This is a genomic window from Rhizobium skierniewicense Ch11 (genome assembly GCF_023757665.1).
In the GTDB taxonomy this organism is placed as follows: domain Bacteria; phylum Pseudomonadota; class Alphaproteobacteria; order Rhizobiales; family Rhizobiaceae; genus Agrobacterium; species Agrobacterium skierniewicense.
The window spans coordinates 23,773-35,617 of record NZ_RXPG01000004.1 but is presented as its reverse complement, the minus strand read 5'-3'; the positions used below and the strand labels follow the sequence as shown (position 1 = coordinate 35,617).

The following is an 11,845-nucleotide window of genomic DNA, read 5'->3' as shown; positions in this document are numbered from 1 at the left end:
CCGCTACCGCCCCGAATACAGCAACCCAAAACCGCTGGAGCGAACTCAAAACTGGATAAAACTTGGGGGCAACGTCACCTGGGAAACGATCCTGTGATGTTGGCGGTTAAGGTTCGACTGGTACGTCGCAGCATCCCTATTAGATCAAGACTAATCTCCGGCAATGTAGTATCGAAGGCAAGCATGAAACACTTCGGTGACCTACAAGGTGTCCTTGCGGACTTGAGACGGAGTGACTCCGAACGCCTTTTTGAAACTTTGCGTGAAGGCACTTTGCGACGTAAAGCCCCACTTTTCAGCAATTTTCTTCGCGGAGAGATCCCTTTTCTGATCGAGGTCGTCGCGAGCTTTTTGTAGCCGCAGAGCACGCTGATACTCGCTGATCGTTTGTCCGACAGATAGCAAGAAAGAGTATTGCAGCGAGCGGACACTAACAGCGCTCAAGCCAGCTAGAAATTCGGGCGAGTTCCTGTCCGCTGGATGTGCGTGGATATAATCGATCGCCCGGCGCACCTGTCTCGGCGCGATCAAGGGCAAAGGCGCCTTCAGCGCCTGAGTATAGTTGTTCGGATAGTTTAGAAGGAAACTATCGAGGACCAAATGTCCAACAGCTGAAGAGCGTGCGTTCAGCGATCCCGCGAGTTGTTGAAAGGGTGAATTGTTCAAGAGCGCCACAAGCGCCGGAAGTCCTTTAAGATTTCGCTGGTCCAAGGCACCCTTGCTAAATTCAACCGTGTGAACCACCGGCTTATCAAGCAATATCGACATCCGCTTACAAAGAAGATCATCGGAAATGACAACCGTTGAATGTTCACTCCCGTTGAGAACATCAACATTATCTGCGTGTCGGTAACCAATCACCTGATCGGCCGCAATCGATAGCTTATCGCTCTTGAAGTGGTAACCGGTCGTGCCCTCGCTGACGAAATTGAAGAGAACAGAATCGAACATTTCGATGGGTGTAACGCGATAACTGCCTATCGTTTTCGACCATTCGAAGAAAACTTGATCTAGAACGGCCAAGTGTCCGCTAACCCCGTACCTGTGGTGCGAGCCGAGCGGAGTTACAGAGACCGGCGCATAGGCGTCACTCAGATACTCCTCAACCTCTCCGATATCCCTGGAGGAAACTTTGAGTTCCTTGTACGGACCGTTCGACATTCCTATCACATCCAAGCACGTGTTACTTCGGCGAGAAATGCACGTCAAAAAAGCAATATCTCGAATTCTCTAATATGTAGTAACGAGCCTAGTTTGTTAGGCCATGGTTGCCCTACCACCGTATCATTTGTTCAATCGATAGGTCACATGAAATTGTTGCGCTAATCCGTTTTCCAACGCACAAATCAAAATCCACCAAAGACATTGCCGAAGCTGTAGAGGACCACTTTTGTGGGGCACGCCAGCGGACCTCGATAGCCTGCGCAATAAATCTGCACCTTAGAGATATTCCTGCACCCTGGAGGCATTGAACGACGCTGCCCACGTTGAAGATCGGTGTATACAGACTATGCTAAATTAGCAGAACATACTTTCTGGTTTCCATCTTGGTGCGTCTTGGCCGGTTGAGATCAGGAATGACCCGTGTCCTGTCTGACTACGATTAGAATGATTTTAGCTTTGGAGACAACGCAGTGACCAGACGCCTGGATGAGCAATCAATTAACTCTGCCGCAACGCTCTTGTCCGCGATCGAGAACCCAAAGAGGCTCGCAATACTTCGGATCCTAATCGAGGGAGAAATGCCAGTGGGTCATTTGGCGGAAACGGTTGGCCTCAGTCAGTCCGCATTATCTCAACACCTCGCCAAACTGCGCAATGCAAATGTCGTGCAGACGCGCCGCGATGCCCAAACCATTTATTATTTCAGTCGCTCCGAACCTGTGCGGCAAATTTTAGCGGCTCTAGAAGACATTTTCAGCGAACCGGTATCTAAGCTCTCGCATTCTGCGTGAGATTTCTTCTAGCTCGGGAAGCGCTTAGTGCGGGGTCAGCTAGGCTCGCACAGACTTAGCATTACAGTTGCGTATTTTTATGACTTCTGAATCTATAGGTCTCCATGGTTCGGAGTGAACCGCGCCGGGTTTGCCGGAGGCCATTTCGTTTAAGTTATGCGGCCATAGCTGGTGCGTCCAGCATGATGTAATATCCTTCTTCGGCTTCGGCTGGCGGTATGTTGCCGATAGGCTCCAGAAGGCGACGATTGTTGAACCCGTCTACGCATTCCAGCGTAGCGAACTCCACGGCTTCGACGTTTCGCCACGGTCCTCGCCGATGGATGACCGCTGCCTCGTAGAGACCGTTGATCGTTTCTGCGAGAGCAGTGTCATCGCTGTCGCCAACACTTCCGACGGAGGGCTCGATACCCGCCTCCGCCAGTCGCTCGGAATAGCGAATGGAGACGTATTGCACACCCCTATCGGAATGGTGGATGAGCCCACCGCGATGGACGGGTCGCCGATCATGAAGCGCCTGGTCCAAGGCATCGATGACGAAGCCCGCATGAGCGGTCCGGCTCGCCCGCCAACCGATAATGCGGCGAGCAAAGGCATCGATGACAAAGGCCACGTAGACGAAGCCTTGCCAAGTCGCCACGTAGGTGAAATCGGATAACCACAGCATGTTCGGCGCGGGAGCAAAGAACGGCCGGTTCACGCGGTCGAGTGGGCATGGGCGGCCTTGTCGCTGATCGTCGTTCTGATCGGCTTGCCACGGATGATGCCCTGCAAGCCCATTGCCCTCATAAGCCGAGCGACAGTGCAGCGGGAGATGTCGAAGCCCTCCCGCTGCAATTGCCGCCAGACCTTACGGACACCATAGACCTGGAAGTTCTCATTAAACACCCGGCGCATCTCGATCTTCAGGCCGATATCGCTGCGGGCGCGGACTGACAGGCGATCCACATCCATACGCTTGGCAACGTTCTCGAAGTCGGTTGACGGGGCAATCGGCAAAAGCTTGCAGATCGGCTCAACCCCGAACACCCCACGGTGTTCGTCAATGAACGCGATCATCGTTTGAAGGTGGCGGTCGAGATACTCTTACCCGACAGGTGAATGCTCGCATTCGCCGATAGGGGCCATCGCGAAATAGGCCGAAGCTTTGCGCAAAATTTCGTTGGCCTGCCGAAGCTCGCGGTTCTCCCGCTCAAGAGCCTTTATCTTCACGACAACATCACTCGGTAGGCCTGCTCGCTTACCACTGTCGACCTCGGTCTTCTTGACCCATTCGTGCAGGGTGGGCTGGCGAGCAGCCAATCTTGGCAGCAATAGAGGAAACGGCAGCCCAGCATGATGGATGCTCGGCTTTATGGTCCAGCACCATACGGATGGCACGGTTGCGGACTTCAGGTGAAAATTTGTCTGTCGTCTTGCCCATGATGGCTCCACTTTCTCAGAAGTTGGAGCCTCCGGCAAACCCGGCGAGGTTTAGACCGCTTGAAAATGTTCTGCATCGCGGTGGGTGATAGAAGTCGCTATTTTGCTTGGAGTCATGATCTTTCCTGCCGCAGGCGTTTCTCTCGTGTCGTGTTGGTTCTGCCGGTCGGGTTCAAACTCCCGCCGTGAGTGCGCGATCAACGAGCATGACACAGTAGGCCACGGCGACAAGGAGAGTCACCCTCAGACGCAGTACCAGATACCAACGGTGCTCATTGCGTTGGGCAAGGCTCTTGAAATCGGCCACCAGAAGAAGCCCGAACACCGCCAGTTGCACGAAGAGGGCGGCGAGGGATAGACCCGCCACGAGGGTGACGAAAGCGATCAATGCCAGGACATTGCTCACACCCATGAAAAGAATATTGCCGTGTTCTATCTGAGCCCGTCCCCACAGGGTCCCAGCCATGAAAGAACTGATAATCGCACCGTATGACACGAATGCCGACGCCGTGTCGAAACCAGCAACGGTTTCCGGAGCGAGCATCAGCAACCAGAATGGCAGTGCACCGGCATAGGCAAGTATGATCGAGACCTTGCGAGAGGGCGTCATCATTGAGCACCCTCTATGATACCCTGCAGGGCATCTCCCAGACCTGCTCCACTGAGAAAGGCTGCTTCGACCCGGCCGCCGATGCACCAATCGCCGCACGCGGCAAGCTGCGACGCCCGATCGAGCAGGAACGCTTTTCCGACCGGCCGTTGGACATTGGCATAACGCCAGCGATGAATGACTGCGGCTTCGTATTCGATTGGAATGTAACGCGTGATCGCATCAATCATGTCGGCTCGGATAACGTCAAGCGGGCGATCGATATTGGTGTCGGCCCAGACGGGGTTTGAATTTACCACCAGACAGGGCGTTTCGGGCCGGTCTGGTTTGCTCTCGTTACGACAGATCCAGTCGATGACAGGGTCGTCCACACGGGCTGCCGCGAAGGGAATGTGGAGTTTGTGTTTTGGCCTGACCATCAACGTGAAACAGGCGTTCATCTTGACGAGGCCCAACGCATCGTGGTGCTCGAACCGGGACGGAAGCAGCGCTGCCGATTGTGGCGCGGGAGCCGTCGAAATCAACCAGTCAAACGGCCCTTCTCGCTCGTCCCCTATCTGGAGGTACCACTGGCCGGGTTCTCCGGTGATGGCCGAGACCTGGACGTTCAGCAGGACATTCAGACCTTCGGACATAGCTTTCGGTAACGCATTCATCGAGGGGCAGCCGACATATCTCGGCGTTTTTGACCCGCTTTGTGTCGGATCACGGTGCGTGCCCAAGTATACCAAATCTCCGTTCCACGTCCGCACGGATCCCGCCAGACAGGCGGCCTCAAGCGCGTTGCGGAAGTGATCGTCTCGGATGGTGAAGTATTGTGCGCCATGGTCAAAGGCGGCATCCTCTGACCGTCGCGTGGCCACTCGGCCTCCGACACCTTTACTCTTTTCGAAAATGCTGACATCAGCGATCCTGGAGAGCGATCTCGCCAGGGTTATTCCCGCTATCCCAGCGCCGATGATCCCTATTCGTTGGCGTATCACCATTCTATCCTCCAGTTCGGACGTCTCGTGATTTGAAAGCGCATCATTCACAAAGGGTTTGGCTTTGTGAGCGGCGTGGGAAAGGCGGCCTATATTCTGCGGAGTAGTCCATTGGCGATATACTGTTCTATGAGATCACGCTCAGCCCTGAAAGAATGGCCGCTCCAACCTTGGTGACCAAAACCAGCCAGGAGCACTGTGTCGTCCTTGACGGCGACCTCACCAATGACGTAGGAAACCGCGATCATTCCCGAGCTCGGGACAACGTAGTTGCTCGTAACCCGCGTCTTCAGCTCCAGATCGACCCGATCATGGTATCTGCGCGGTATCACCGTGAACACCTTGGCAGTCTCTGTGGCAAAGTGGGCAAACTCGTCCGTATAGTCGTCACAAAAGTCGTCCAGCCCAGACTGTTGAGCAACAAGCCCGGGCTTCAATTCGGCGAATTTCCCGCCGTCCCGCACGCACCAAATGGCGTTTGCATGGGCAATTGCCGCCGTTTCGCGCCAGGAGCGCTGTCTGATCATGGCGGATGCGGGACGTCCGGTGTTGCAAACTGCGACCACATCGGTTCGCGATCCGCCCTCCCCAACCGACCTGCAGTCGTTGAACCGGATGACAACATCACAGTTATCAATCCGGCTCGCGTCGGATGGAGCGAATGCACCGTTTCCTACAATTGCAATATTACGTGGCACGACGATATCCTATCAATTCCCCATATTACGAGGTGATGAAACGAACGGATCACATGCGATCCTCCTCAGATGCAACAGCATCGGAAGGATGGAACATCCCACCTTTTAGGGATTTGCAGACCATGGCAAAAAGGGTGAGGTCGTGGGGGGGGGGGACGGAAGCTTCCGAACGGGCACGGCATTTCCAGCTGATCGTCTTGATGGTGCATCTACCTTGGAAGCGCCGCCTCAAACACTGCACATTCCTGGCCCGAAACGATTGGGGTCGAAGACCCTCCGTGATTCATTTACTCCGACGCTCAGTGGCCTCAGAGTACCCTCCTGATATCCGGCCACAGGTCTTCAGTCGCGGCCATGAGAGTTGGCGTTGCGGCGGCCACCCAAGGGATATCGCTGTCACCACGTTTTCCAATGCGCACATCAAGCCCCGCTTCTCGCGCCAGGACCGCGCCACCGGCGATGTCCCACATGGTCGTGAGTTTCTGGAGATGACCGTCGAATATACCGCGGGCCGCGAATGCCAGGCCAAGGGATGTGGAGCGGATCGATTCGACAACCCAGCCCGCGTGCCTCAGACCGACATTGAGAGACGCGATCTCCTGGGCATCGGCGGATGCACTATCGCCGAGCGACATCACGCGTACATCCTCAAACGATATACTACGCGGGCATTTTTGGCCGTTCAACAGCAAGCCGGTGCCCTCCGCTGCTGCGTAGATATCACCTAAAACCGGAACCGCGACCACACCCAGTTCCGGTCGACCGTTGCGAACGAAGCCGAGCGATATGCCCCAGAACGGTGACCCCCGTAGAAAATTTGTTGTCCCGTCGATCGGATCGATGATCCAGTAGGCGTCATCGGCGATGCCGCCCATTTCCTCGCCCAACACGGTTTGCCCTGGAAATGCCACTGCCAACCTGTCCCGCACCAGCCTCTCGACGGCGGTATCCGCTTCAGAGACGAAATCCTGAAAACCCTTGGCCCGTGCGCCGATGGCGTCACGCGCCTCGAAGAAGCGCATCGCAAGCGCCACCGCTTCCTCGACGATACTGACAGCTTGCTCAAGGCGGTGGTTTATCGTGTCCATGATGGAGCCGCCTCGCTAGTATCTGCTTTCAGCCAGTCCTTGAAGGCCTGGACTTCATCCGTCTGGATGGCACCGACACCGGCCCGCGCAAGCACGCCCCAGACCGCCTCGGGATCGGCCAGCGCGTGCGTGTCGTTAAAATCGAGGGAGTGCGAAACATCGAGCGTGTTGATCCAGAGACGAATATTCTGGCGCTCCAACTCGGCGCGGCCTTCCTTGAGATCATCAAGATCGGAAAATTTCACTTCGATGATGGGCGCGCGCAGGGCTTCGATCCGGCGTAGATCCTCGGCAAATCGACCCTTTCTCACCGGGAACATCGGCATATGCGGGATCTTTCCGAACCAGTCTGTGTCCAGCACCGCGAAATGGGCGGCGTCAGGGTCGATATCCGTCTTGACCAGCACCTGCTCTTCGATGGCCAGACGCAATACCGTCTCCATCACCTGCGGCAGATCACGGACAAACTTGGTATCGATATTGACGGTGATGCGACCCCGTGCCTCCTCGAGCAGTTCTTCCAGCGTTGGAACGCATTCTTCAGTCACGTTGGCGCTCTCGCCACCCGCGCCGGACTTCAGCCTCGCGGCACGAACCATCTCGAAGGGCAACGCGCTTACGGTTCCTTTGCCCGTCGTCGTGCGGTCGATGGTGGTGTCGTGAATGACGACAAGCCGACCGTCCGCGGTGGTTTGCGTGTCGATCTCGATCATCTCCACACCGGCCGCGATGGCCGCGCGAACGGACGCGAGTGAGTTTTCGGCCGTGGTGGTCCAGAAACCGCGGTGAGCGATCGTTAGGATTGCGGGATTTTCGCGCGAGCAAAGGGAGAGGACGTTGCAGGAGAAGTTGGCGTTTGAGGAGGCAGTGAGGGCCTGATTCATGGTTTTCGCTTTCGGATTTTACTTTTGATGAGATGTGATCGCCCGGATCAGATTTTTCCCATGCCGGCCGCCATCAGATCGTCGCGTAGAATGCGACCGGCGATGATGAAGACGACAAGTGCTGGAAGAAGCAGGATGAAGGAGACGATGGACGCAAGCGGAAGCTGCATCGAATAGGGATCGAGATACATGTAAAGCTTGATCGGCAGGGTCTGCACAACAGGTGCGCCGACGATGAAGGACTTGTCGAATTCTTCGAAACTACCGATGAAGGACATCAGTCCGCCCGCCAGAAGACCGGGAACGGCAAGCGGCAGGATGATGTGGAGAACGATGCCGACAGTTCCGGCACCCAGCGAGCGTGCGGCGTGGATGAGATCGTCGGGAATGGTTTCGAGCGTCGCCGTCATCAGCCGGATCATCAGCGGCAGAGTGCCAACGATCTGTACGAGAATGACCCCCGTGACCGAATAGGCAAGACCAAAATGAAGAAATACCTGACCGATGCCCACGGCGACGACCAGTCCCGGAATGATGATCGGTGCCAGTATGAAGATTTCGACCAGCCGTTTCAGCCGGAAGGGAAAACGAGCCATGGCCCATGCCGTGGGCAACGCGATGACGGCCGTGAGGAACGTCACGACAACGGCAATCACGATGCTGTTGATCGTCGCACCGAGAAGGCCTGCGTCGTTAAGAAGACTTGCCCAGCGCGCCGTCGTGTAATCCCTGGGTATGATGAGCGGCGGCGACCAGCCATCGGCAATGCTCCATAAAAACATCAGCACCAGCGGCACTGCGATGGCGAGCGCCAACGCGCCGTAGAGACCAATGGCGACGAAAACCCGGTCCTCCGGCGTAAAGAAGCGGCGTCGCGGCGTCACGCCGGGTTCGATGACGATGGCGCTCATGCGGCGTCTCCTCGGTTTTGGCCGGGACCGATGCGGGATGTCAGGGAGTAATAGAAAAGCAGCACACCAATCGCGAAAAGGCTCAGCACCATGCCTATGGCATAGACCTGATTGAAGTGCCCCTGATTGAAGTCCTGAACCATGAGAACAGAGAGTGGCCGGGCCGTTGGCGGGCCAACGATATCGGGAATGGCGTAGGAGCCCATGGAACCGATGAAGGTGAGGAGGATAGCCGCAGTGATGCCCGGCATGGCAAGTGGAACGTCCACGAAGACAAAGGTCTTCAGCCGTGAAGCCCCCAGCGTGCGCGAGGCGTAGCGTATATCCTCAGGTATGGCGGCGAAGGCGCTGGTGATGATCAGCGTCATGAACGGGACCTGCTTCCAGACACTGGCCAGAATAACGCCGATGCCCCAGTCGTCACGCACCAGATGGGGCAATTGGAGCCCAAGCGGTGCAACCAGCCGGTCTAGAAAACCGCCTCGTTCGAAAACGACAATCACCATCAGGCCAACGATGATACCCGGCACAGCCATTGGTAGCTTGTAGAGACCGCTGAAAAGCTTGCGACCTGGAAAGTTCTTCCTGATCAGAAGCGCCAGCGGAACCGACACGACAAGCGATACGATCACTGGCATCACGCCGTAATAGATCGACGTCGTCAGGCCACGGATCATCGAGGGACGCGTGAAAATTCGCTCGTAGAACATCAGCGTGAAGCTGCCATCCTCCTGTCTGACGCTGCCGATCAGCGCAGACACCAGCGGCCCGCCGAAGAACATCAGGAGGTAGCCAATCCCCGGGGCAAGAAGGAGAAAAAGCTGCGCGCGCCTGTTGCGAAGGATGCCGCTTATCATGCCGCCTCCACCGCCATCGTTTCGTCGAGACACAGCACAGAACCGGGAAATTGCAGGGCGACCCTTCGTCCGGCATTGATCAGAGCGTCTGCGCCGGACTGGCTGACCCTGATCTGATGACCGCCGATCTCGACAGTATAGAGCGCATTGGCACCCATGAAGGAAACCGCTGACACCGTGCCGGCACCCGTCTCATCAGCGCGAATGTGAATATTCTCCGGGCGGACCGAAATCTGGACGTTACCGTTAGCCGCAGCGTCCAGCACCACGGATTGTCCCCATGGCAATTGCGCCTGCATCCCTTGGGCGGATACCGGCAACAGGTTGGTCTGGCCGAGAAAACCGGCAGTAAAGGCGTGCTTGGGCGCGCGATAGAGTTCCAACGGAGTGCCGATCTCAATGACGCGGCCTGCATTCATGACCACGATCCGGTCCGACATGGCCATCGCCTCGGCCTGATCATGCGTGACATAGAGGCTGGTGGCGCCGATACGGCGGTGAAGCTCGGTCAGTTCATGGCGCAGCGTGTCGCGAAGCTTGGCGTCGAGGTTGGACAAAGGCTCATCGAACAGAAGCAGGCTTGGCTGCATGACGATGGCGCGTGCCAAAGCCACACGCTGCTGCTGGCCGCCGGACAATTGCCGCGGCATGCGATCCATCAGCCCGGCGAGATTGCAAATTTCCAGCGCATGGGCGATGCGACGCGTCCGTTCGTCCTTGGCAATTTTTTTCATCTTCAGCCCGAAGCCGAGATTTTTGGCGACCGACATGTGCGGAAAGAGCGCATAGGACTGAAACACCATGGCGATATCGCGCCCTTCCGGTGGCGCCTGATCAATGCGCTTTCCACCGAGCCGAATTTCACCGCCGGATGGCTGGCTGATGCCCGTCAGAATGCGGAGAAGCGTTGATTTGCCACAACCCGATGGCCCGAGAATAGTGACGAACTCGCCCTGCTCAACGGATATGGAAACGGGATGAAGCGCATGGCTCGGTCCGTAGGTCTTGCTGATATTGCTGATTTCAAGTTCACTCATGTGAGCGTCCGTCCTGGTTTTGACCGAGCGTACGACCTGTGAGGCGCTTTGCACTTCCTCACACGAGGGCGATCCGGTGGTGTTACTGATTGAGGACTTTCTCATCGAGTGCTTCGCCAAGCGCCGTCGACATATCCCAGAACGCTGGTACCGACAGGCGCGGATAGACGCTCTGCGGCAAGACGTGGTCCTGCGCTGATTTTGGCATGAGATCGTTGGTGACATCGACGCGCGGCGAACGCGAGGCCTTGTTTTCCAGCTTCCAGAGCTGGAAGTCCTTGCTCATCGCCATATCGATCAGAAGCAGGGCCGATGCGACATGCTTGGCATTGGCGGGCACGAACATGGCGTCACCAGAGCCGACCTGACCCTTTTCCAGAATCGTGACCCGGAAACTGTCGGGCAATTGCTTGGTACCAAGGAAGCTCATGACCTGATCCTCCCAGACGGTACCCATGTAGAGCTGCTGGTTGTTGATCAGATTGAGCGTATCGGCGTTGCCATTGGTCAGTTCCGCCACAGCCAACAGGCGGCGGTAGTAGTCCCAAACGGGATCGAGGCAATGGGACTCCATGGCCCAGTCTTCGGCCTGCTGCGGCGTCTGATCATAGTCCGTCAGTTGCTTGCGGCAGTCGCCCGTCAGATAATTGAGCGCCACCGAATATATGAAGCCGCTGCCCGAACCGCCCTTGGCCGGAAGCGTGACACCCAGACGCTTGGGGTTCTTCTCCGCCCACGCCAACAAGTCCTCGAAGCTTTTCGGAACGTCTTGAGCGCTCACGAAGGCGGAATCATATCCGATTGCCGTTTGGTTGAGATGCACCAAGGGGAAACTGCCACCGTGTGGTCTGCCGAATACGGTCTCGGCGAACTCAGGATTATAAGTGTCCATATTGGGCAAAATCTTCGTCAACGGAATATTGCCGACGACGCCCTTGGAGGACAAAAGAGGGTAGCTGCCACCACCGGCAAAATAGGCGTCAACAGGCGCGTCCTGCCCCGCTGTCTGCACGGCGATCAGCTGCTGGTTGGCCTGATCGCCCTTTACATCGCTGTATGTGACCTTGATGCCGTATTTTGCTTCGAAACGCGTGATCAATTCCTTCCAGGTGTCTCCGAAACTGCCTGCGAAATTATACATCGTCACCCCACCCTCAGCTTTGGCAGCGGGAACGACGATGTCGTAGAAATTTTCGCGCGTGACCTTCGACAGATCAAAATCGAGGTTCTTCATATTGCTGTCAGCAGCAAGACACGGCGCCGCGATCGTCGCCAACGACACCGTTGCGATCGTGAGGAATCTGAGGCTCATTGATGGCGGCTCCTAAGGGCGGGTTTAACAACTGACTTTCTATTAATACACTTTGAGTGTAATATTTGTGACAATCCGACAAAAAACA

Annotated in this window: 14 protein-coding genes and 1 other annotated feature; of the genes, 1 reads left to right on the top strand and 13 read right to left on the bottom strand. The window is 56.4% G+C overall.

Annotated elements, in window-relative coordinates; translation table 11 throughout:
* Positions 1-201: 201 nt before the first annotated feature.
* Positions 202-1,161, bottom strand: a complete 960-nt coding sequence (locus EKM04_RS03380) for a helix-turn-helix domain-containing protein (RefSeq protein WP_183897905.1) — start codon at positions 1,159-1,161, stop codon at positions 202-204.
* Positions 1,162-1,634: 473 nt separating this feature from the next.
* On the opposite strand from EKM04_RS03380, the gene EKM04_RS03375 reads away from it, so the two are divergent.
* Positions 1,635-1,955, top strand: coding sequence for an ArsR/SmtB family transcription factor (locus tag EKM04_RS03375; protein ID WP_412763001.1), 321 nt, complete (start codon positions 1,635-1,637; stop codon positions 1,953-1,955).
* Between the two features lie 154 nt (positions 1,956-2,109).
* On the opposite strand, the gene EKM04_RS03370 is transcribed toward EKM04_RS03375, so the two are convergent.
* The 12 genes from EKM04_RS03370 to EKM04_RS03315 all read right to left on the bottom strand — a co-directional run bounded on the left by EKM04_RS03370 (position 2,110) and on the right by EKM04_RS03315 (position 11,757).
* Positions 2,110-2,763 (bottom strand): IS3 family transposase, encoded by a 654-nt coding sequence (locus EKM04_RS03370; RefSeq protein ID WP_234911065.1) that lies wholly within the window; start codon positions 2,761-2,763, stop codon positions 2,110-2,112.
* The gene (locus EKM04_RS03365) at positions 2,652-3,014 is read right to left on the bottom strand and encodes an IS3 family transposase (protein WP_234911062.1); all 363 of its coding nucleotides are present in this window, start codon (positions 3,012-3,014) and stop codon (positions 2,652-2,654) included. Before EKM04_RS03365 ends, EKM04_RS03370 begins: the two co-directional genes overlap by 112 nt.
* Positions 2,940-3,096, bottom strand: a sequence feature (AL1L pseudoknot). Its footprint overlaps the gene before it by 75 nt.
* Before the next feature lie 99 nt (positions 3,097-3,195).
* Complete coding sequence (locus tag EKM04_RS03360) at positions 3,196-3,378, bottom strand: hypothetical protein (protein ID WP_234911066.1); 183 nt, start codon at positions 3,376-3,378, stop codon at positions 3,196-3,198.
* Positions 3,379-3,549: 171 nt separating this feature from the next.
* A complete protein-coding gene (locus EKM04_RS03355) occupies positions 3,550-3,990 on the bottom strand; it encodes a DUF3429 domain-containing protein (RefSeq protein ID WP_183897904.1) in 441 nt (146 codons plus the stop codon).
* Positions 3,987-4,973, bottom strand: coding sequence for an NAD(P)/FAD-dependent oxidoreductase (locus EKM04_RS03350; protein WP_183897903.1), 987 nt, complete (start codon positions 4,971-4,973; stop codon positions 3,987-3,989). Before EKM04_RS03350 ends, EKM04_RS03355 begins: the two co-directional genes overlap by 4 nt.
* Positions 4,974-5,059: 86 nt before the next feature.
* Positions 5,060-5,668: a Urease operon accessory protein gene (locus tag EKM04_RS03345; protein WP_183897902.1), complete on the bottom strand. Its 609-nt coding sequence runs from the start codon at positions 5,666-5,668 to the stop codon at positions 5,060-5,062.
* 308 nt (positions 5,669-5,976) lie between these two features.
* Positions 5,977-6,756: an inositol monophosphatase family protein gene (locus EKM04_RS03340; protein ID WP_183897901.1), complete on the bottom strand. Its 780-nt coding sequence runs from the start codon at positions 6,754-6,756 to the stop codon at positions 5,977-5,979.
* A complete protein-coding gene (locus EKM04_RS03335; RefSeq protein WP_183897900.1) occupies positions 6,744-7,640 on the bottom strand; it encodes a glycerophosphodiester phosphodiesterase family protein in 897 nt (298 codons plus the stop codon). Before EKM04_RS03335 ends, EKM04_RS03340 begins: the two co-directional genes overlap by 13 nt.
* Positions 7,641-7,687: 47 nt before the next feature.
* The gene (locus tag EKM04_RS03330) at positions 7,688-8,551 is read right to left on the bottom strand and encodes an ABC transporter permease (RefSeq protein WP_183897899.1); all 864 of its coding nucleotides are present in this window, start codon (positions 8,549-8,551) and stop codon (positions 7,688-7,690) included.
* Positions 8,548-9,408: an ABC transporter permease gene (locus tag EKM04_RS03325; RefSeq protein WP_174156095.1), complete on the bottom strand. Its 861-nt coding sequence runs from the start codon at positions 9,406-9,408 to the stop codon at positions 8,548-8,550. Before EKM04_RS03325 ends, EKM04_RS03330 begins: the two co-directional genes overlap by 4 nt.
* Entirely contained in the window at positions 9,405-10,445 is a 1,041-nt protein-coding gene (locus EKM04_RS03320; protein WP_183897898.1) for an ABC transporter ATP-binding protein, read from the bottom strand. The genes EKM04_RS03325 and EKM04_RS03320 overlap by 4 nt, the downstream gene beginning before the upstream one ends.
* An 82-nt stretch (positions 10,446-10,527) precedes the next feature.
* The gene (locus tag EKM04_RS03315; protein ID WP_183897897.1) at positions 10,528-11,757 is read right to left on the bottom strand and encodes an ABC transporter substrate-binding protein; all 1,230 of its coding nucleotides are present in this window, start codon (positions 11,755-11,757) and stop codon (positions 10,528-10,530) included.
* Positions 11,758-11,845 lie beyond the last annotated feature (88 nt).